The sequence below is a fragment of the Novosphingobium sp. genome (assembly GCF_019748365.1).
In the GTDB taxonomy this organism is placed as follows: domain Bacteria; phylum Pseudomonadota; class Alphaproteobacteria; order Sphingomonadales; family Sphingomonadaceae; genus Novosphingobium.
In genome coordinates this window covers 39837-58548 of the sequence record NZ_JAIEPN010000035.1, presented here as the reverse complement: position 1 = coordinate 58548, position 18712 = coordinate 39837, and the positions used below count along the sequence as shown (strand labels likewise).

The following is an 18712-nucleotide window of genomic DNA, read 5'->3' as shown; positions in this document are numbered from 1 at the left end:
GATGGCGCCGCGGGCCACCCCTGGCGATCCCATCGCCGCCTTCCTTGCGATGCTCGCCGCCGAACGGGGCGCCGCTGCCAACACGCTCGCCGCCTATGGACGCGACCTGCGCGCCGCGCGCAAGGAAATCGGCGATCTCGTCATGGCAGACAGCACAGCCATCGCCAGCCTCGCCGAAGCCTGGCGCGATCTTGCCCCCTCCAGCCTGGCGCGGAAATCCTCGGCGCTGCGCCAGTTCTACGGCTTCCTCGCGGACGAGGGCCTGCGCAGCGACGACCCCTCCGCTGCGCTGCCACGTCCGCGCATCCGCCGCCCGCTGCCGCGCCTGCTCGGCCACGCCGATATCGCTGCGCTGTTCACGCTGGCTGAGAGCGAGGCGGAGGCGGGGGAGGGCGCCCGGATGCTGGCCCTGCTCGAACTGCTCTATGGCTCGGGCCTGCGCGCCACCGAGCTTGTCTCGCTGCCGCTGGCAGCCGTCCCGCGCGATGCGCCTTTCCTGATGATTACGGGCAAGGGCGGCCAGCAGCGAATGGTCCCGGTCAGCCAGCGCGCAAGTGCCGCACTCGCCCGCTGGCTGACGCTGCGACCAAAGGGCGGGCGCTGGGTCTTTCCCAGCCCGCGTGGCGGCCACCTCACGCGCGTGCGCCTGTTCCAGCTCTTGCGCGATCTTGCGCTCCGTGCCGGGCTCGATCCTGAAAAGGTCAGCCCTCACGTGCTGCGCCATGCCTTTGCCACGCATCTGCTGGAAGGCGGCGCGGACTTGCGTGTGCTGCAGACCCTGCTCGGCCATGCCGATATCGCGACGACACAGATCTACACCCATGTCGATGCCGCCCGGCTCGTCGCGCTGGTCAACAGCCGCCATCCCCTTGGTCCAGGAATGCAAACGGCGCCGGCGCAAAACACGGCCGCAAAGGTTGACCCGGCGGCGAGCCAGCCTTAGCGCGGCGCAAATGATTTCCTATCTCGAATTCGAAAAGCCGATCGCCGCGCTCGAGGCGCGCATCGCCGAACTGCGCGAAACGGCGCAAACGGGCGCGCTCGACATCACCTCCGAGATTCGCCGCCTCGAAGCCAAGTCGGCCGAACTGCTCGCCAGCACGTACCGCTCGCTGACGCCCTGGCAGAAGACGCAGGTCGCGCGCCATCCTTCGCGCCCGCATTTCCGCGACTATGTCAGCAAGGCCTTCACCGATTTCATGCCCTTGGGCGGTGATCGCAAGTTCGGCGAGGATCATGCCATCGTCGGCGGCTTCGCCACGCTCGAAGGCCGCGCGGTCATGCTGATCGGCCACGAGAAGGGCCACGATACCCAGAGCCGCATTCGCCACAACTTCGGCATGGGCAAGCCCGAGGGCTACCGCAAGGCGATCCGCTTGATGGAAATGGCGAGCCGCTATGGCCTGCCGGTCGTCACGCTGGTCGATACTTCGGGCGCGTTCCCGGGGATCGAGGCCGAAGAGCGCGGCCAGGCAGAAGCCATTGCGCGCAGCACCGAAGCCTGCCTCGCGCTGGGCGTGCCGATGGTCGCCGCGATCGTGGGGGAGGGCGGCTCGGGCGGCGCGGTTGCGCTCGCCAGCGCCGAGCGTGTGCTGATGTTTGAACATGCCGTCTATTCGGTGATCTCGCCGGAAGGCTGCGCCTCGATCCTCTGGCGCACCGCCGAAAAGGCCCCCGAAGCCGCCGAGGCCATGCGCATGACCGCGCAGGACCTCCTCGCGCTCGGCGTGATCGACCGCATCGTGCCGGAGCCTGTGGGCGGCGCACACCGCGACGGCACCGGGGCTGCGGTGGCGCTTGGCAAGGCGATTGCCGAGGAACTCTCCGCGCTCGCCGGCAAGCCCGCCGATACCTTGCGCGCGCTTCGCGCTGAACGGTTCCTGCGCATCGGCAATTGAATAACAGGGACAGTCCCCTTTTATCTTTTTGATCTTAAAACGTTTCACGCGCCCAAGTGATGCTTCCAAAAATGGGGACTGTCCCCATTTTCGGAGAGCGACGTTGCCTGATCCGATCATCCGGGGTCAGAAGCCTCTGGTCTTGCCGGAGCAGGCAAGGCTAGGTTAGCCTGACGTCATCGCCGGATCGGGCAAGGCTCTGGCTGGCGCAGGGGAGAGACTATGACCATTCGCCCGTTTCGCGCGTTCCTGCTGGCTGCCGGGGCTGGCGGCCTCGTGCTTGCGGGGCCTGCGGTGCCGACCACAAGCGCCGGCGCGCAAGGCACTGTCGCCACGATCAGCGCGGCCGACAAGGCGCAGGGCGCCAAGGCTCATCCGCAACTCCTCGCCGAGTTCGGCGGCGGCTTGACCGGGCCGCAGGCGACCTATGTCGAAAGCGTCGGCAAGACGATTGCGCTCCAGTCCGGGCTCGGCAATGCGCGCAGCGACTTTACCGTGACGCTGCTCAATTCGCCCGTGAACAATGCCTTCGCCATTCCGGGAGGCTATGTCTACGTCACGCGCCAGCTTGTCGCGCTGATGAACAATGAGGCAGAGCTCGCCGGCGTGCTCGGCCACGAAGTCGGCCATGTCGCCGCGCGCCATTCGCAGAAGCGGCAGAGTGCGGCGACGCGCAACACGGTGCTTGGCGTGCTCGGCTCGGTGCTGGCGGGTGCAGTGCTCGGCAATTCGGCGCTCGGCCAGCTGGGGCAGAAGATCTTCTCCACCGGCAGCCAGCTGCTCACCTTGCGTTATTCGCGCGGGCAGGAGACCGAGGCCGATTCGCTAGGTGTCACCTATCTGAAGCGCGCCGGGTACGATCCGCGTGCCATGGGCACCGTGCTGCGCAGCCTTGCGCAACAGACCGCGCTCGATGCCCAGCTCACCGGAACCGCCGACAAAGTGCCGGAATGGGCGAGCACCCACCCCGATCCCGCCTCGCGCGTCACAGCGGCGCTCGCGCTGGCCGGCCCGAACGCGCGCGGCATGACCAACCGCGATCTCTTCCTCACCCGCGTCGACGGCATAACCTATGGCGATGATCCCAAGCAGGGCGTGGTCAGTGGGCGCAAGTTCGTCCACCCGGGCTTCCGCCTGAGCTTCCAGGCTCCGCAGGGCTTCTACCTCGTCAACGGCACGCGCTCGGTTTCGATCAGCGGCCAGTCGGGGAAAGGGGAGATGTCCACGGCGCCCTATTCGGGCAATCTCGATGCCTATGTCCGCGCCGTCTTCGCCGGCCTTTCCGATCAGCAGCGCATTGCGCCCGACGATGTCCGCACGACCACGGTCAACGGCATCCCGGCGGCCTATGGCATGACTCGCGTCAACACCAGCGACGGTGCGCGCGATGTCGTCGTCTTCGCCTATGCCTGGGGGGCAGGGCAGGCATTCCACTTTACCACGATCAGTGCGGCCGGCCAGGCCAGCACCTTCGATCCGATGTTTTCGTCGATGCGGCGCATCACCATTGGCGAGGCCGGTGCCGTGCGGGCACGGCGGCTGATGGTGGTGACTGTCAAGAAAGGCGACACCGTGCAGTCGCTCGCGCGGCGCATGGCCTACGACGACCGCCCGCTCGACCGGTTTCTCGTGCTCAATTCGATGTCTGCGCAAACCGCGCTCGTGCCGGGTTCGCGGGTCAAACTGATCGTCTATTGAGGGCCTGCGCCTGATCGGGGAGGCGCCCAGAGCAACAACCGGAATCAGGCGGCAGTCTGGCCGTTACCGGCTGCTGTTTCTGTGTTTTGACCGGCGTTCCCTGCCACACATACGAAAACGGGAGCGCAGCGAACCACGCTCCCGCATTCGACCGGGCAACCGGATTGGTAGAGTCCTTAGAACGGACCCTTGCCGTCTGCGGCGTTGTTCATCTTGGTGGAAACTTGCGTAAAGGTGTTCGAAAGCGAGTTGCCCAGCGCGCCCATGGCGGTGATCGCGGCAACCGCGATCAGGGCGGCAATCAGGCCGTATTCGATGGCCGTGGCGCCTTCTTCGTCCCGAAGAAGCGTCTTGAGAAGTGTCATACGAATGGTCCTCCACATAGCGACTGGCGCCGCTGTCCTGCTCTTTCGCTCCTGCGACCCCCCGGCCACACGAAATTGCCAGTGTCAAAATATCCGGCATTCCCTGCGAAATCGTAAAGACGCATTATCTTGAATTGTTGCTGGCTTTGCTGATGTCTGCGTCGGTCCGGGTAGGCGTTTCCCGTTAGGCAGAAGGCGATCATACGCCGGAAGGCCTACTTTTTGGCCTTCACCAGGTTTGTGTCGATCGTGTTGTACATGAAATGCAGCGAGTTCACGAATGCGTTCATGCCAATGAACATCGTCATTGCAATGACGCCGATGAGCAAGCCATACTCGATGGCGGTAGCACCGGTGTCATCCACCAGTGGCTTGCGGACATAGTCCCACATCAATCGGAGTTCCCCTGTCCGCGTCTTTACTGACTATAAGGCCAGCAGGGCTAACAATAGATAAACGGACTGCCTAAGTATGGAAACGAAGCCGACGCTGCTTGTCGTCGTGGCGCTGGCGCTTCTCGACACTTCCGATCGCGTGCTGATGCAGCGCCGACCCGAGACGCGGGCCCACGGCGGGCTCTGGGAGTTTCCCGGTGGAAAGGTCGAGCCGGGGGAGGGGCCTGCAGCTGCACTCGTCCGGGAGATTTCAGAGGAGCTGTCGGTCACCATACGGGCTGCGGATATGGTCCCACTGATGTTTGCCGCCAATCCTGAAGGCGAAGGTGCGCGCCCGCTGGTGCTTCTGCTCTACACCTGCCGATGCTGGGAAGGCACGCCCGTGCCCGAGCCGGGGAGCGAGCTGCAATGGCTGAACGCCGAGGCGCTGGTGGCACTACCGATGCCGCCGCTCGATGTGCCGCTGGCCGCCGCGTTGCAGCGCCATCTAAAAAACCTGCATTAGGGGTTGCCAAGCCCGGTAGGCGGCTATAGAGGCGCGCTTCCACGCACCCGTAGCTCAGCTGGATAGAGCATCAGACTACGAATCTGAGGGTCGGACGTTCGAATCGTTCCGGGTGCGCCATTTCCCCACATCGCTGGTTGTTGCGCTTCCTTGCTGCAGCTTGGTCGTGTGCGTAACCGCGCCGGCATACCCGTCGAATAGGTATACGAAAGCCGCGCGCGGGAAGCCTTGGCCGTTGCGGATTTCAGGCACTTGGTCCTATAGCGGCGCTTGTGGCGCTCCTCTGAGACGGGGTGCTGTCATGACATCTGCCCTCCCCAGGCTGCCAGACAAGGAACCACTGCATTGGCCCAGACAGCCAAGTCGCCCGCCAAGCCGCGCGTAACCAAAGCGGCAAAGTCGCCGGCCGCTCCGGCCACCGCTCCCGAGGATGAAGCTACCTTCGCACTGCGCAGCCTCCAGCAGGCCCACGCCAACAACAAGCGCTATGACGCGAGCGACGAGGAACTGCTTCACTTCTACGAGCAGATGGTGCTGATTCGCCGCTTCGAGGAGAAGGCTGGCCAGCTTTACGGCCTCGGCCTGATCGGCGGCTTCTGCCACCTCTACATCGGCCAGGAAGCGGTTGCCGTCGGGCTGCAGTCGGCGCTCAAGGAAGGCCACGACAGCGTCATCACCGGCTACCGCGATCACGGACACATGCTGGCCTACGGCATCGATCCCAAGGTGATCATGGCCGAGCTGACCGGGCGCGGCGCGGGCATCAGCCGCGGCAAGGGCGGCTCGATGCACATGTTCTCGACCGACCACAAGTTCTACGGCGGCCACGGCATCGTCGGCGCGCAAGTGCCGCTCGGTGCCGGGCTTGCCTTCGCGCACAAGTATCGCGGCGATGGCGGCGTGTGCATGGCCTATTTCGGTGACGGCGCGGCCAACCAGGGCCAGGTCTACGAAACCTTCAACATGGCCGCCCTGTGGCAGCTGCCCATCGTCTTCGTGGTCGAGAACAACGGCTACGCCATGGGCACCGCGGTCAAGCGCGGCTCGGCTGAAACGCATTTCCATCGCCGCGGCACGGGCTTCCGCATCCCCGGCATGGACGTCAACGGCATGGACGTGCTCGAAGTGCGGGCAGCTGCCGAAGTCGCGCTTGAATATGTCCGCGCCGGCAATGGCCCGGTGCTGATGGAGCTCAACACCTATCGCTACCGCGGCCACTCGATGTCCGACCCGGCCAAGTATCGCAGCCGCGAGGAAGTGCAGGAAATGCGCGACCACCACGATCCCATCGAAGGCGCCAAGCAGGATCTGCTGCGCCGGGGCGTGAGCGAGGATGCGATCAAGGCGATCGACAAGAAGATCCGTGCAATCGTCTCCGAAGCGGCCGATTTCGCCGAAAGCTCACCCGAACCGGCACCTGCCGAACTCTATACCGACGTGCTGGTGGGGACCTACTGACATGGCGATCGATCTGAAGATGCCCGCGCTTTCCCCGACGATGGAGGAAGGCACTCTCGCCAAGTGGCTGGTCAAGCCCGGCGATACCGTGAAGTCCGGCGACATTCTCGCCGAGATCGAGACCGACAAGGCCACGATGGAATTCGAGGCGGTCGACGAAGGCGTTATCGGCGCGCTGATGGTGGCCGAAGGCACCGAAGGCGTGAAAGTCGGCACGGTGATCGCCACGATCACCGGCGATGACGAACCTGCCGCGCCCGCACCCGCGGCCGTCGCTGCCCCGGCTCCGGCTCCCGCTCCGGTCATGGCCGCACCACCACCGGCGCCCGCGCCCGTCGCCGCTCCCGCTCCTGCGCCGGTTCCCGCCGGCACCACCATGACCCCCACCACGGTCCGCGAAGCCTTGCGCGATGCGATGGCCGAGGAAATGCGCGCTGACGACCGCGTCTTCGTGATGGGCGAGGAAGTCGCCGAATATCAGGGCGCCTACAAGGTCACGCAGGGTCTGCTCGAGGAATTCGGTCCGCGCCGCGTGATCGATACGCCGATCACTGAATACGGCTTTGCCGGCATCGGCACCGGCGCGGCCATGGGCGGTCTGCGTCCGATCATCGAGTTCATGACGTTCAACTTCGCCATGCAGGCGATCGACCACATCATCAATTCGGCGGCCAAGACCAACTATATGTCGGGCGGCCAGATGCGTTGCCCGATCGTGTTCCGCGGCCCCAACGGCGCAGCCGCGCGCGTCGGCGCGCAGCACAGCCAGAACTATGCGCCGTGGTACGCCTCGGTCCCCGGCCTTATCGTCATCGCACCTTATGATGCGGCCGACGCCAAGGGCCTCCTGAAGTCCGCAATCCGCAGCGAGGACCCGGTCGTCTTCCTCGAGAACGAACTGGTCTACGGCCGAAGCTTCGATGTGCCGGCGCTCGATGATTACACCGTGCCCATCGGCAAGGCGCGCACCATGCGTGCCGGGCGCGATGTCACCATCGTCAGCTATTCGATCGGCGTCGGCCTCGCACTCGAAGCCGCTGAAAAGCTCGCCGCCGAAGGCATCGAGGCCGAAGTGCTCGATCTGCGCACCCTGCGCCCGCTCGACAAGGCCGCCGTGCTCGAAAGCCTGTCGCGCACCAACCGCATGGTCGTGGTCGAGGAAGGCTTCCCGCTCTGTTCGATCGCCTCGGAGATCATCGGCATCGCGATGGAAGAAGGCTTCGATCACCTCGATGCCCCAGTCCTGCGCGTCTGCAATGAAGACGTCCCTCTGCCCTATGCCGCCAACCTCGAGAAGCTCGCGCTGGTCGATACGGCGCGCGTGATCGCGGCGGTTAAGAAGGTCTGCTACCGCTGATCTGATGGAGTCTGCTGCAGGCGATATCGAACTCAGCCCCCCTGAACGGCTCGCGGTGCTCTATGCACCGCGCCGCTATCAGGCGCTGTGGGAGGGCTTCCTTCTGCTCGACCGGCGGCTTGCCGATGCTGCGCGTGAGGGGCGCGATCCGCTGATGATCCAGCTGCGCCTCGCCTGGTGGCGCGACCGGTTCGATCAGTCTGTCGCCGAATGGCCGTTGGGTGAGCCGTTGCTGGCCTTGCTCCGCGCATGGGATGCCGAACGCGCGGCGCTGCGCGGGTTGGTCGATGGCTGGGAAGCCCGCATCGTCGGCGAAGATGGCGGCGCAGAGCTCGGCAAGGCACGTCTCGAGGCGGTCTGCGCCCTCGCGCGCCTCAGCGGCGTGCGCCCCGGCGAGAGCATCCGCCGCGCCGCGGCCGAATGGCTGGGGCTTGAACCCGCCGAGGGTCGCACACCTATTGTTCCGGGAACCCTGCGCCCGCTGGTGATCCTGCGCGGTATGGCCTTGCGCGAAGCGGCAAGCCGTCCGGGCGGCCCCTTGCGCGATTTCCTCGCCATTCTCCGCATCGGCCTGATCGGGCGCTGAATCTCTGACCAAAATGGCAGGACTTGCCCCTGCCGCATGGGCGCCTTGCAGCTTATCCTGAGGATTGTACCCCCAGGGGAGGCCCAGCAATGAACCGAATGCTCGTGGGCGCGCTTGGCGCGCTGCTGCTCATGGCCTCGGGCCTGTTCTGGTGGCAGGGCCGCGCGGCCGTCTCGCCCCCATCGGCGCCGACCCAACTCGCGCTTGCCTCGGCGGCTGCTGCCGAGGAGGCACTGCCCGATTCCGAAGCCGGCGATGCCATCGGCCCCGGCCTCCCCGAAGCCAATGAAGCCACGCGCGAGCAGAAGCGCTTCGACCGGCTCGACAAGAACCGCGATGGCAAGATCACCCGCACCGAAATGGTCAGCCCGCGCGTCAAGGATTTCCGCAAGCTCGATGTCGACGGCAACAACCTGCTGACGTTCGATGAATGGTCCGTCGCAACAGACAACCGCTTCAAGGCCGCGGACAAGAACGGCGACGGCAGCCTGAACCGCGGGGAGTTTGCGACGACAAAGCAGAAAAAGGCGAAGAAGCCTGCTTGCAAGTGTTGAAGTGGTTCACGCGGAGACGCAGAGGAAGCAGGGAGACGCAGAGAAGGAGAGAGTGAGGCGCCGCAGGCTTTCTGCAACCCGGTTCGCCCCCCGCCATAGATTGGTGAAAGAGAGCGGCTTCGCCGCAAACGCAACCGCTGTGCGCCTCTCTACTTTCTCCGCGTCTCTGCGTGACCCCTCCTTAGCTCACCAATGGCAGCCACCCCGCCAGATCAACCTTGGCCCGCGCCGTATAGGCTTCCTTGCGCTGCTTCTTCCTGATCGAGGGATCCGGCGGCGGGAACAGGCCGAAATTCACGTTCATCGGCTGATAGGTCTCGGCCTCGGCATCCCCGGTGATATGCGCCAGCAGCGCCCCCAGCGCGGACGTGCGCGGCGGCGGCGTCCAGTCGCGGCCGGTCAGCTGCGCTGCCGTCATCAAGCCTGCCAGCAGCCCCACCGCACCGCTTTCGACATAGCCCTCGCAGCCGGTGATCTGCCCGGCAAAGCGGATATGCGGCGCCGATTTCAGCCGCAGTTGCCGGTCCAGCAGTGTCGGCGAATTGAGGAAGGTGTTGCGGTGCAGCCCGCCCAATCGCGCGAACTCGGCCTGCTCCAGCCCCGGGATCGTGCGGAACACGCGCACCTGCTCGGCATGCTTCAGCTTGGTCTGGAAGCCGACCATGTTCCACAAGGTGCCGAGCTTGTTGTCCTGCCGTAATTGCACCACGGCGTAAGGCCAGCGACCGTTCGGATGCTCGGCCGTCGCCCAGTGCGGGTTGTCGAGCCCCACTGGCTTCATCGGCCCGAAGCGCAAGGTCTCCACCCCGCGCGCGGCCATGACCTCGATCGGCATGCAGCCATCGAAGTAGGGCGTGCTGGCCTCCCATTCCTTGAACTCGGTCTTCTCGCCCGCGAGCAGCTCCTCGCGGAAGGCGAAGTACTGGTCCTTCGTCATCGGACAATTGATGTAGTCGCGCCCGTCGCCGCCCATCGCGAGGCTGGCTTCCGCCCCCTTGTCCCAGCGCGAGGCCATCCAGGCGACGTCCATGTTGATGGACTCGCGGTAGACGATGGGGGCGATGGCATCGAAGAAGGCAAGGGCATCCGCGCCCGTCGCCGCGCCGATGCTGGTGGCGAGGGCAGGGGCGGTGAGCGGACCGGTCGCGACAATCGTCAGTCCATCGGTTGGCAGCACATCGACCCGCTCGCGCACGATCTCGAGCGTCGGCTGCGCACGCAGCATGGCCTCCACTTCCGCCGAAAACACATCGCGGTCGACCGCAAGTGCCGAGCCTGCCGGAACCCGCGCCTTGGCCGCCGCCGTCATCAGCAGGCTGTCGCACTGGCGCATCTCGTAGTGCAGCAGGCCGACCGCGTTCTTCTCGTCATCGTCCGAACGAAACGAGTTGGAACACACAAGCTCCGCCAGACCATCGCTGTTGTGCGCTGCCGTGCTGTCGCCGCCTCCGCGCATTTCCGAAAGCCGCACGCGGATGCCGCGCCGCGCCAGCTGCCACGCCGCCTCGCTTCCGGCCATGCCGCCGCCGATGATGTGAACCTGATGCGTCATGCAATGCGCATTGGCATTGCGCCCCGCCCCTCGCAAGCCCTAGGGACCGCAAGGGAAGGGGAGGCCATGCCGCAGCGCGCCTTGATCGAACAACGTCCGTGGCTGCTCGCCAGCCTCGTCGCAGGGATCAGCTACTGGTTCGTCGCGGGCAGCTGGATACCCGGCCTCTACCTCATCCTGTGGAAAGGGGCGGGGGTCGGCCTGCTTGCCGTCTACGCCTGGCGCCACCACCCGGTGGCGGACGCGCACCGCATCGCGCTCGTCATGGCGCTCGGCGCGCTGGGCGACATGATACTTGAAGTGGACTTTACCTTTGGGGCGTTGGCGTTCGTGCTTGGGCACCTCATGGCCATCGCGCTCTACCGCAAGCACCAGCGTCAGGTGATGCCCACGGCGGAGCGCGCTGTAACGGCAGCCCTGTTGCTTATCATTCCCTTTCTCAGTTTCGAGCTGACGCGGCGGCCGGAAGTCGCGCTCTATGCATTTGGCCTCGGCGGCATGGCGGCTGCCGCCTTCGCCAGCGACTTCCCGCGCCGGCGGGTTGCGCTGGGTGCCGCGATGTTTGCGCTATCCGACCTGCTGATCTTCGCGCGCATGGGGCCGCTGGCAGAGAGCGCAATCCCGCACCTGCTGGTCTGGCCGCTCTACTATTTCGGCCAGTTCCTCATCACTGTCGGCGTGATCGGCGCGCTGCGGCGCAGGGGGCAGTTCTTTGCACCCTAGCTTCGTCATTCCCGCGAAGGCGGGAATCCAGAGCGGCTAGCGCTGTGCTTTCGGGCCCTGGATTCCCGCCTTCGCGGGAATGACGAGGGTTGGTGCTTTCAGGGCAGGACGACCGCCCCGTCGCTCCCGCGCGCCAGCGGCCCATGCGCCGTCACCGCGCTCAGCGGCAGTGCTGCGTAGACATGCGGGAACAGCTGCCCCCCGCGCGAAGGCTCCCACTTCACCGCATCGCCCAGCGCCGCAAGGTCCACCGCCGCGACATGAAGATCGGTCTGCCCGGCAAAGTGCTTGTTTACGGTTTCGGTAACCTGCTCTGCGGTAGACAGATGAATGTAGCCATCCGCCAGATCGATCGGCGCACCGGCAAACACGCCGTCCCGCAGCAGAATGTCCATCTGCCCGGCGGTCAGGACCTTGTAGGCGACAACCTCAAGCTGGCTCACGCTTCAGCTTCCGCTTCTGGCTCGCCCTCTTCCTCGGCCAGACGCACGGCGCTCACCACCTGTTCGCCGCCTGAGACGTTGAACAGCCGCACCCCCGCCGAGCCGCGCCCGATCACGCGCAACGATTCAAGCGGCAGGCGGATCAGCTTGGCCTGATCGGTCACCAGCATCAGCTGATCGGCCTGGCTTGCCGGGAAGCTCGCCACCACCGGGCCATTGCGGGCGATGTTGTCGATATTGGTGATGCCCTGGCCGCCGCGCCCGGTCCGGCGATACTCGTAAGCCGAAGAGAGCTTGCCATAGCCATTGGCGCAGACCGTCAGGATGAACTGTTCGCGCGCCTGCAATTCGGCCATGCGCTCGGGCGCAATCGAAGGCTCGCCCTCCTTCTCGCCCTTCCACGGCGCGAAGCGGACGTATTCCTCGCGCTCCTCCGCGCTGGTGCCGACGCGGTGGAGGATCGAGAGCGAGATCACCTCGTCATCGCCCTTCAGCGTCATGCCGCGCACGCCGGTCGAAGTGCGGCTCGTGAATTCGCGCACTTCATCGCCGGCAAAGCGGATCGCCTTGCCGCTGCGCGTCGCCAGCAGCACATCATCGGTGGGATCGAGCAGCGCGACGCCGATCAGCCGGTCCTCGTCGCCTTCCTCGAAGCGCATGGCGAACTTGCCGTTCGAGGGGATGTTGGCAAAGGCATCCATCGCGTTGCGGCGCACGTTGCCCTTGGCGGTGGCAAACACCACCGAGAGCTTGCCCCATTCCGCCTCGTCCTCGGGCAGCGGCAGCACCGTGGCAATCGTCTCGCCCGCGTCCAGTGCGGGGAGCAGATTGACCATCGGCCGCCCGCGCGTCGTCGGCCCGCCTTCGGGCAGGCGCCAGACCTTCAGGCGATAGACCTTGCCTGCAGTCGAGAAGAACAGCACCGGCGTGTGAGTCGAAGTGACGAACATCGTCGCCACCGCATCCTCTTCCTTGGTCGCCATGCCGCTGCGGCCCTTGCCGCCCCGGTTCTGCGCGCGGAAAGTCGAAAGTGGAGTGCGCTTGATGTAGCCGTCGAGGGTGATCGTGACGACCATGTCCTCGCGCTCGATCAGGTCCTCGTCCTCGATCCCGTCGGCCGGCGCGGTGATCTCGCAGCGGCGCGGGGTGGCATAGGCATCGCGCACTGCGACCAGTTCCTCGCGCATTACCGCATAGAGCTTCTCGCGGTCGGCGAGGATCGCGAGGTACTCGGCAATCGCCTTCGACAGTACTTCGAGCTCGGCGCCGATCTCGTCGCGTCCCAGCGCGGTCAGGCGGTGAAGCCTGAGGTCGAGAATCGCGCGGACCTGCGTTTCGCTGAGGCGGTAGCTGCCGCTCTCGCCTTCCAGCGCCTCGTCCTCGATCGCCTCGACCAGACGGATATAGGGCGCGATGTCACCGATCGGCCATTCGCGCGCCATCAGCGTCTCGCGCGCCAGCGCTGGGTTGGCCGAGGCGCGGATAATGCGCACAACCTCGTCGAGATTGGAGACCGCGACGACGAGCCCGAGCAGGATATGCGCCCGGTCGCGCGCCTTGTTCAGCTCGAACTTGGTGCGGCGCTGGATCACTTCCTCGCGGAACTGGACGAAGGCCTCGATGATGTCGCGCAGCGTCAGGATTTCCGGCCGCCCGCCCCGGATCGCCAGCATGTTGGCCGGGAAGTTCGATTGCGCGGGCGTGTTGCGCCAGATCTGGTTGAGCACGACTTCGGGCGTCGCATCGCGCTTGAGGTCGATGACCACGCGCACGCCTTCGCGGTTCGATTCGTCGCGGATGTCCGAGATGCCCTCGATCCGCTTGTCCTTTGCGGCTTCGGCGATCTTCTCGACCAGGCTGTTCTTGCCGACCTGATAGGGGATCGAGGTGAGCACGATCGACTTGCGCCCGTCGCCGCGCCCGCCCTTGGTATCCTCGATCTCGTGCCGCGCGCGCATCACGATCGAGCCGCGGCCTTCGTGATAGGCCTTGCGCGCGCCGCTGGCGCCGAGGATCAGCGGCGCGGTCGGGAAATCGGGGGCTGGGATGATCTGGATCAGCTCGTCGATGGTGATTGCCGGGTTCGCCATATAGGCAAGGCAGCCGTCGATCACTTCGCCGAGGTTATGCGGCGGGATATTGGTCGCCATGCCGACCGCGATGCCGCCTGCGCCGTTGACGAGGAGGTTCGGGAACCGCGCCGGCAGCACTTGCGGCTCGTTTTCCGAGCCGTCGTAGTTGGGCTGGAAATCGACCGTATCCTTGTCGATATCCGCCATCAGCGCATCGGCCACCTTGGCTAGGCGCGCTTCGGTATAGCGCATCGAGGCCGGCGGATCGGGGTCCATCGAGCCGAAGTTGCCCTGGCCGTCGATCAGCGGCAGCCGCATCGACCAGTCTTGCGTCATGCGCGCCAGCGCGTCATAGATCGCGCTGTCGCCATGCGGGTGGTACTTGCCCATGCAATCGCCGACGATACGCGCCGATTTGCGATAAGCCTTGGTCGAAGTGAATCCGTTTTCGTGGCTGGTCCACAGGATGCGGCGGTGGACGGGCTTCAGGCCGTCGCGCACATCGGGCAGCGCTCGGCTCACGATCACGCTCATCGCGTAATCGAGGTAGCTCGTCTTCATTTCATCGACGATGTCGATCCGCTGGAACTCGTGGTCCGGCAGCGGGGCGGGTGGGTCGATCAGGCCAGTATCATCGCTCACGTCGGTGGCTTTTTCATTTGCTGTCAGGGAAGCTCAAGGCACTAGGCCAAAGCCCCGGCAAACACCAGAAAACCGCCCGGATCAGCGCGGCTTTTCCACACATGCGAACGCGGATGCTGATAATACCTGAACAATGAGACGAATTGGTATTCAATCCGGGTTCACCCGGTGGGTTCCAATGCAGCAAGGCGTTGCCAAGGCGGCGATTTGCCGCCAGAGGTTCGGCGCGGACGGAGTGAAAGACATGTCCATTCTGCCGATGTTTTGGGATACGGCCCGGGGCAGGAACGATCTGGGGACCGGTCCGGTCTGCCGGAGTGGGCCAGGAGGAGACGAAGTGATGCGGGGTAATGCAATGAAATTCATGACAGCGCGGGCCGCGCTCGCTGTGGCGCTGTCAACCGGTCTTGCCGCTGGCAGCGTGCTGCTCGGTGCCGCACCGGCTATCGCGAAGGAAAAGGAAGCCCCCAAGGGCGGCACCTATTCCAAGGAATTCATCGCCGTCGCCGGCCCTGTGCAGAAGCTGGTGCAGGACGCGCAGGCCGCCAAGGCCAAGGGCACGCCCGACGCGCAGATCAAGGCCACGCTGGGCGGTGCTGCCGAGGCAGTCGCAAAGGCTGAAGCCGCGGCCAAGACCGGGCAGGACAAGCTTGCCGCCGGCCAGTTCGCGGTTCAGCTCGGCGGCTTCCTTGAAGACAACGCGATGCGCTCGCGCGGCATCAAGAACATGATCGACAGCGGCCTGCTCGAGCCGGACAAGATCCCGACCTTCAACTTCTATCTGGGCAACTTCGCCTATTCGGCGAAGGACTTCCAGGGCGCGATCGAGCCGCTGACGAAGGCTATCCAGGGCAATGTCACGGAAGACGCCGCGGCTGAAATGCTCGCTGACTCCTACACGCAGCTTGGCAAGCCCGCAGAAGGTATCGCCGCGCTCAAGACGGCCTACGATGCCCGCAAGGCAGCAGGAGGCAACGTACCCGACAACTGGTACACGCGCGCCAAGATCATCGCTTACAAGGCGAAGCTCGGGCCGCAGGCGATCGAGTGGTCGACGCTCGAAGTCGCCGCGCAGCCGACCGCGCTCAACTGGCTCGGCGCTGGCCAGCTCGCGCGCGAGTTCGGCGGCTTCGGCAAGGAAGAGTCGCTCGATCTGGGCCGTCTGTTCCTGCGCAGCGGCGCGCTCGACAACGAGAAGCAGTATGTCGCGCGTGAATTCATCGAATACGTTCAGGCTGCGGACCCGCGCCGTCTGCCTGGCGAAACGGTGAAGATCATCGAGCTCGGCCTTTCAAAGGGTGCGCTCGATGCCAGCGACGTGTTTGTCAGCGACTCGCTCGCGCAGGCGAAGGGCCGTATCGCGGCGGACAAGGCCTCGCTCGTCGGCCTCGAAAAGGACGCCCGCGCTTCTGCCGATGGCAAGCTCGCGGTCGCGACGGCCGATGCCTATCTCTCCTATGACAACCCCGCCAAGGCCGAGGAACTCTACCAGCTCGCGCTGACCAAGGGCGGCACGTTCGACATGGACCGCGCCGAGACCCGCCTCGGCATCGCCCAGCTCGATCAGGACAAGTTCGACGCGGCGAAGGCCAGCTTTGCCAAGGTCGGCGGCGTGCGCGCTCCGCTGGCCAGGCTGTGGTCGGTCCTCGCAGACCAGAAGGCCAAGCCCTGATCGGCTGAGCGCCTCAAGGCAAACGGAAAGGGCGGCCTCGCGGGGCCGCCCTTTTTGTTTCCGGCGTTGAGCTGTGCTGCTCTGGTTCCCCGCCTTCGCGGGGATGACGAAGTCTTGAGCGGTTCACCTTCTTGCGTCGTCATTCCCGCGAAGGCGGGAATACAGAGCGGCTGAGGCCGATGCTCTGCGGCTATGATCTCACTGCACCTCGCTGAACTCGCCGGTTTCTTCGTCGAGGACATGCAGCACCCCGTCCGAGATCGCGAAGAACGCGCCGCGCAGCCGCAGTTCGCCGGCGGCTTCCTTGCGGCGCACGCAAGGGAAGGTGCGCAAGTTGGCAAGGCTGACCTTCACCCCGGCCTGCTCCATCGCGCGCTCGGCCAGGCGGCCGCTGGTGCCATGGGCATGGACGACGCCGTCGCGCGCCGGGCTGAGGAGGCCGATCCAGTCGTTGATGAAGCCGCCTTCGCCGGGCTCTGTGCCTTCCAGCTCCTGCGTCAGCGCCGCGCGGCAGCCACCGCACATGCCATGGCCGAGCACGACGATCTTGCGGACTTTGAGCACCTGGACCGCAAATTCGAGCGCTGCGGAAACACCGTGGTAGCCGGGCGAGGTCTCGAACGGCGGCACCAGCGCGGCCACATTGCGCACCACGAACATCTCGCCCGGGTCGGTATCGAAGATCTGCGCGGGATCGACGCGGCTGTCCGAACAGGCGATCACCATGACCGGCGGCTCTTGTCCCTCGCGCAACTGGTGCCAGCGCTCGAGCCGCGGGGTCCAGCCATTCGTGCGGAAGCGGCGATAGCCTTCGATGAGGTGATCGAGCTCTGGTGAGAAAGGTCTGGCCATAAGGGGTCTGTTGCAGCGTACGAATGCATCTTTCAAGTCATGCTTCATGCGCCTATCTGAACCGCCATGAACGATCAGACCCCGATTGCCGCGCCGGATCGCCCGGCGCGTGCTCGCAAGCCCGATTGGATCCGGGTCAAGGCACCCACCAGCAAGGGTTATGAGGAAACGCGCGGCCTCATGCGCAGCCTCGGGCTCAACACGGTGTGCGAGGAAGCGGCCTGCCCGAACATCGGCGAGTGCTGGACGAAGAAGCACGCGACCGTCATGATCCTCGGCGATGTCTGCACCCGCGCCTGCGCCTTCTGCAACGTCAAGACCGGCATGCCGCGCAAGGTCGATGCGAGCGAGCCGGGCCATGTCGCCGAAGCTGCCGCCAAGCTTGGGCTCGAACACATCGTGGTGACTTCGGTCGATCGCGATGACTTGCCCGATGGCGGCGCGAGCCAGTTTGTGAAGGTGATCGAGGCTTTGCGCGCCGCGACGCCGAAGACCACGATCGAGATCCTGACCCCGGATTTCCGCGGCAAGATGCGCAGCGCGGTCGAGGCGATCATGGCGGCGGGGCCCGACGTCTACAACCACAACCTTGAAACCGTGCCGCGGCTCTATCCCACCATCCGCCCCGGCGCGCGCTACTACGCCTCGCTGCGCCTGCTCGAAGAGGTCAAGCACCACGATCCGCGCGTCTTCACCAAGTCGGGCGTCATGCTCGGGCTCGGCGAGGAACGGCTCGAAGTGCATCAGGTGATGGACGACATGCGTTCGGCCGGCATCGATTTCCTCACCATGGGCCAGTACCTCCAGCCCACGCCCAAGCACGCGCCGGTGATCGATTTCGTGACGCCGCAGGCCTTTGCCGCCTATGGCGCGATCGCCCGCGCCAAGGGCTTCCTGCAGGTCGCGTCGAGCCCGCTGACCCGGTCGAGCTACCACGCCGGCGAAGATTTTGCCGAAATGCGCGCCGCCCGCGAAGCCCAACTGGCGAAGGCCGCCGCGAGGGGCTGATCCCATGCCGGTGATCAACCAGCAGCGGCGGCTCGCCTGGTCGGCCGAGGAGATGTTCGATCTCGTCGCCGACGTGAAGCGCTACCCGGAGTTCCTCCCCTGGGTCGTCGCGACGCGCATCAAGTCCGACAGCGAGACGGAGATGGTAGCCGACATGATGGTCGGTTTCAGCGCCCTGCGCGAAAAGTTCACCTCGCGCGTGCTGAAGGAACGCCCGAACCGCATCGCGGTCGAGTACCTCGACGGGCCCCTGAAGCGCCTTTCGAACACCTGGGAATTCCGCGCCGAGGAAGATGGCAGCTGCGTGATCGACTTCAACGTCGATTTCACCTTCCGCAGCGCGATTCTGGAAGCGCTGGCCGGCCAGTATCTCGACCGTGCCTTCCGCAAGATGGTCGCCGCCTTCGAAACGCGCGCGGAAAAGGTCTACGGCAGCAGAAGCTCAAGCGCGACCAGCGCCGCCTGAAGCCGCACTTCGGCGCGGGTTTTCGCGGTCTCGAACACCTTGAACTCGGCATTTACGGCCTCGGGATCCTCGCCGCGCTCGGCCTTGGCAAAGACGACCGTCCCCACCGGCTTCTGCTCGCTGCCGCCATCCGGCCCAGCGATCCCGGTGATTGCCACCGCAACCTGCGCTCTCGAATGCTTGAGCGCGCCTTGCGCCATTGACCAGGCCACCGCGACCGAAACCGCGCCGAAGGTATCGATCAGATCGGTCGAGACGCCCAGCATCTCGTGCTTGGCCTCGTTCGAATAAGTCACGAAACCGCGATCGACCACGGCGGATGATCCGGCGATCTCGGTCAGCGCTGCGGCAACGAGCCCGCCAGTGCAGCTTTCCGCCACCGCCACCATGCGGCCGGCCGCCTTGTTTTCGGCAATCACCCGCGCGGCGAGGGCGGTGAGTTCAGCGGGAAGCAGGGTGTCCATCG

The 18712-nt window shown here is 65.4% G+C and carries 19 protein-coding genes and 1 tRNA gene; 13 read left to right on the top strand and 7 right to left on the bottom strand.

Annotated features, from left to right (window positions below; genetic code table 11):
* The first annotated feature begins 1 nt into the window (after position 1).
* The 3 genes from K5Q19_RS05115 (at position 2) to K5Q19_RS05105 (ending at position 3596) form a co-directional block, all read left to right on the top strand.
* Positions 2-943 carry a tyrosine recombinase gene (locus tag K5Q19_RS05115; RefSeq protein ID WP_292941868.1) on the top strand — a complete coding sequence of 314 codons (942 nt, stop codon included), beginning with the start codon at positions 2-4 and terminating at the stop codon, positions 941-943.
* A 10-nt stretch (positions 944-953) separates the two neighbouring features.
* Positions 954-1898, top strand: coding sequence for an acetyl-CoA carboxylase carboxyltransferase subunit alpha (locus K5Q19_RS05110; protein ID WP_292941866.1), 945 nt, complete (start codon positions 954-956; stop codon positions 1896-1898).
* A 222-nt stretch (positions 1899-2120) separates the two neighbouring features.
* A complete protein-coding gene (locus tag K5Q19_RS05105) occupies positions 2121-3596 on the top strand; it encodes a M48 family metalloprotease (RefSeq protein WP_292941864.1) in 1476 nt (491 codons plus the stop codon).
* A 176-nt stretch (positions 3597-3772) separates the two neighbouring features.
* On the opposite strand, the gene K5Q19_RS05100 is transcribed toward K5Q19_RS05105, so the two are convergent.
* Positions 3773-3961, bottom strand: coding sequence for a Flp family type IVb pilin (locus K5Q19_RS05100; protein WP_292941862.1), 189 nt, complete (start codon positions 3959-3961; stop codon positions 3773-3775).
* 215 nt (positions 3962-4176) lie between these two features.
* The gene (locus K5Q19_RS05095; RefSeq protein WP_292941860.1) at positions 4177-4353 is read right to left on the bottom strand and encodes a Flp family type IVb pilin; all 177 of its coding nucleotides are present in this window, start codon (positions 4351-4353) and stop codon (positions 4177-4179) included.
* Positions 4354-4432: 79 nt separating this feature from the next.
* Here K5Q19_RS05095 and K5Q19_RS05090 point away from each other — a divergent pair, with 79 nt between their 5' ends.
* From K5Q19_RS05090 to K5Q19_RS05065, 6 genes are all read left to right on the top strand, one after another.
* Positions 4433-4861 carry a (deoxy)nucleoside triphosphate pyrophosphohydrolase gene (locus K5Q19_RS05090; RefSeq protein WP_292941858.1) on the top strand — a complete coding sequence of 143 codons (429 nt, stop codon included), beginning with the start codon at positions 4433-4435 and terminating at the stop codon, positions 4859-4861.
* Positions 4862-4904: 43 nt separating this feature from the next.
* A tRNA-Arg gene (locus K5Q19_RS05085) sits at positions 4905-4981 on the top strand.
* Between the two features lie 225 nt (positions 4982-5206).
* Entirely contained in the window at positions 5207-6319 is a 1113-nt protein-coding gene (gene pdhA / locus K5Q19_RS05080; RefSeq protein WP_292941856.1) for a pyruvate dehydrogenase (acetyl-transferring) E1 component subunit alpha, read from the top strand.
* Position 6320: 1 nt separating this feature from the next.
* Positions 6321-7676 (top strand): pyruvate dehydrogenase complex E1 component subunit beta, encoded by a 1356-nt coding sequence (locus K5Q19_RS05075; RefSeq protein WP_292941854.1) that lies wholly within the window; start codon positions 6321-6323, stop codon positions 7674-7676.
* A gap of 4 nt (positions 7677-7680) precedes the next feature.
* Positions 7681-8262, top strand: a complete 582-nt coding sequence (locus K5Q19_RS05070; RefSeq protein ID WP_292941852.1) for a hypothetical protein — start codon at positions 7681-7683, stop codon at positions 8260-8262.
* Positions 8263-8351: 89 nt separating this feature from the next.
* On the top strand, positions 8352-8816 hold the full coding sequence (locus K5Q19_RS05065) for a hypothetical protein (RefSeq protein ID WP_292941850.1): 465 nt from the start codon (positions 8352-8354) through the stop codon (positions 8814-8816).
* Positions 8817-8997: 181 nt separating this feature from the next.
* Here K5Q19_RS05065 and trmFO read toward each other — a convergent pair whose 3' ends face one another.
* Complete coding sequence (trmFO, locus tag K5Q19_RS05060) at positions 8998-10368, bottom strand: methylenetetrahydrofolate--tRNA-(uracil(54)-C(5))-methyltransferase (FADH(2)-oxidizing) TrmFO (protein ID WP_292941848.1); 1371 nt, start codon at positions 10366-10368, stop codon at positions 8998-9000.
* A 66-nt stretch (positions 10369-10434) separates the two neighbouring features.
* On the opposite strand from trmFO, the gene K5Q19_RS05055 reads away from it, so the two are divergent.
* Positions 10435-11091, top strand: a complete 657-nt coding sequence (locus tag K5Q19_RS05055) for a lysoplasmalogenase (protein WP_292941846.1) — start codon at positions 10435-10437, stop codon at positions 11089-11091.
* A 98-nt stretch (positions 11092-11189) separates the two neighbouring features.
* Here K5Q19_RS05055 and K5Q19_RS05050 read toward each other — a convergent pair whose 3' ends face one another.
* Together K5Q19_RS05050 and gyrA are read right to left on the bottom strand one after the other, a co-directional pair.
* Positions 11190-11534: a DUF952 domain-containing protein gene (locus K5Q19_RS05050; protein WP_292941844.1), complete on the bottom strand. Its 345-nt coding sequence runs from the start codon at positions 11532-11534 to the stop codon at positions 11190-11192.
* Positions 11531-14248, bottom strand: a complete 2718-nt coding sequence (gene gyrA / locus K5Q19_RS05045; RefSeq protein WP_292941842.1) for a DNA gyrase subunit A — start codon at positions 14246-14248, stop codon at positions 11531-11533. Before gyrA ends, K5Q19_RS05050 begins: the two co-directional genes overlap by 4 nt.
* Before the next feature lie 355 nt (positions 14249-14603).
* Between gyrA and K5Q19_RS05040 the strand changes: the two genes are divergently transcribed.
* Positions 14604-15920, top strand: coding sequence for a hypothetical protein (locus tag K5Q19_RS05040; RefSeq protein ID WP_292941840.1), 1317 nt, complete (start codon positions 14604-14606; stop codon positions 15918-15920).
* 198 nt (positions 15921-16118) lie between these two features.
* Here the strand turns inward: K5Q19_RS05040 and K5Q19_RS05035 are convergent, their stop codons facing one another.
* On the bottom strand, positions 16119-16772 hold the full coding sequence (locus tag K5Q19_RS05035) for a carbonic anhydrase (protein WP_292941838.1): 654 nt from the start codon (positions 16770-16772) through the stop codon (positions 16119-16121).
* 66 nt (positions 16773-16838) lie between these two features.
* On the opposite strand from K5Q19_RS05035, the gene lipA reads away from it, so the two are divergent.
* Both lipA and K5Q19_RS05025 read left to right on the top strand, forming a co-directional pair.
* Positions 16839-17780, top strand: coding sequence for a lipoyl synthase (lipA, locus tag K5Q19_RS05030; protein ID WP_292941836.1), 942 nt, complete (start codon positions 16839-16841; stop codon positions 17778-17780).
* Positions 17781-17784: 4 nt separating this feature from the next.
* Positions 17785-18246 carry a type II toxin-antitoxin system RatA family toxin gene (locus K5Q19_RS05025; protein ID WP_292941834.1) on the top strand — a complete coding sequence of 154 codons (462 nt, stop codon included), beginning with the start codon at positions 17785-17787 and terminating at the stop codon, positions 18244-18246.
* Here the strand turns inward: K5Q19_RS05025 and K5Q19_RS05020 are convergent.
* A complete protein-coding gene (locus K5Q19_RS05020; RefSeq protein ID WP_292941832.1) occupies positions 18207-18710 on the bottom strand; it encodes a CinA family protein in 504 nt (167 codons plus the stop codon). The genes K5Q19_RS05025 and K5Q19_RS05020 overlap by 40 nt on opposite strands.
* Positions 18711-18712: the final 2 nt, after the last annotated feature.

Bases quoted from the DNA above. Each gene is read 5' to 3' on its own strand.
- K5Q19_RS05115 (WP_292941868.1), top strand. From the start codon at position 2: ATGGCGCCGCGGGCCACCCCTGGCGATCCCATCGCCGCCTTCCTTGCG.
- K5Q19_RS05110 (WP_292941866.1), top strand. From the start codon at position 954: ATGATTTCCTATCTCGAATTCGAAAAGCCGATCGCCGCGCTCGAGGCG.
- K5Q19_RS05105 (WP_292941864.1), top strand. From the start codon at position 2,121: ATGACCATTCGCCCGTTTCGCGCGTTCCTGCTGGCTGCCGGGGCTGGC.
- K5Q19_RS05100 (WP_292941862.1), bottom strand. From the start codon at position 3,961: ATGACACTTCTCAAGACGCTTCTTCGGGACGAAGAAGGCGCCACGGCC.
- K5Q19_RS05095 (WP_292941860.1), bottom strand. From the start codon at position 4,353: ATGTGGGACTATGTCCGCAAGCCACTGGTGGATGACACCGGTGCTACC.
- K5Q19_RS05090 (WP_292941858.1), top strand. From the start codon at position 4,433: ATGGAAACGAAGCCGACGCTGCTTGTCGTCGTGGCGCTGGCGCTTCTC.
- K5Q19_RS05075 (WP_292941854.1), top strand. From the start codon at position 6,321: ATGGCGATCGATCTGAAGATGCCCGCGCTTTCCCCGACGATGGAGGAA.
- K5Q19_RS05070 (WP_292941852.1), top strand. From the start codon at position 7,681: ATGGAGTCTGCTGCAGGCGATATCGAACTCAGCCCCCCTGAACGGCTC.
- K5Q19_RS05065 (WP_292941850.1), top strand. From the start codon at position 8,352: ATGAACCGAATGCTCGTGGGCGCGCTTGGCGCGCTGCTGCTCATGGCC.
- trmFO (WP_292941848.1), bottom strand. From the start codon at position 10,368: ATGACGCATCAGGTTCACATCATCGGCGGCGGCATGGCCGGAAGCGAG.
- K5Q19_RS05055 (WP_292941846.1), top strand. From the start codon at position 10,435: ATGCCGCAGCGCGCCTTGATCGAACAACGTCCGTGGCTGCTCGCCAGC.
- K5Q19_RS05040 (WP_292941840.1), top strand. From the start codon at position 14,604: ATGAAATTCATGACAGCGCGGGCCGCGCTCGCTGTGGCGCTGTCAACC.
- K5Q19_RS05035 (WP_292941838.1), bottom strand. From the start codon at position 16,772: ATGGCCAGACCTTTCTCACCAGAGCTCGATCACCTCATCGAAGGCTAT.
- lipA (WP_292941836.1), top strand. From the start codon at position 16,839: ATGAACGATCAGACCCCGATTGCCGCGCCGGATCGCCCGGCGCGTGCT.
- K5Q19_RS05025 (WP_292941834.1), top strand. From the start codon at position 17,785: ATGCCGGTGATCAACCAGCAGCGGCGGCTCGCCTGGTCGGCCGAGGAG.
- K5Q19_RS05020 (WP_292941832.1), bottom strand. From the start codon at position 18,710: ATGGACACCCTGCTTCCCGCTGAACTCACCGCCCTCGCCGCGCGGGTG.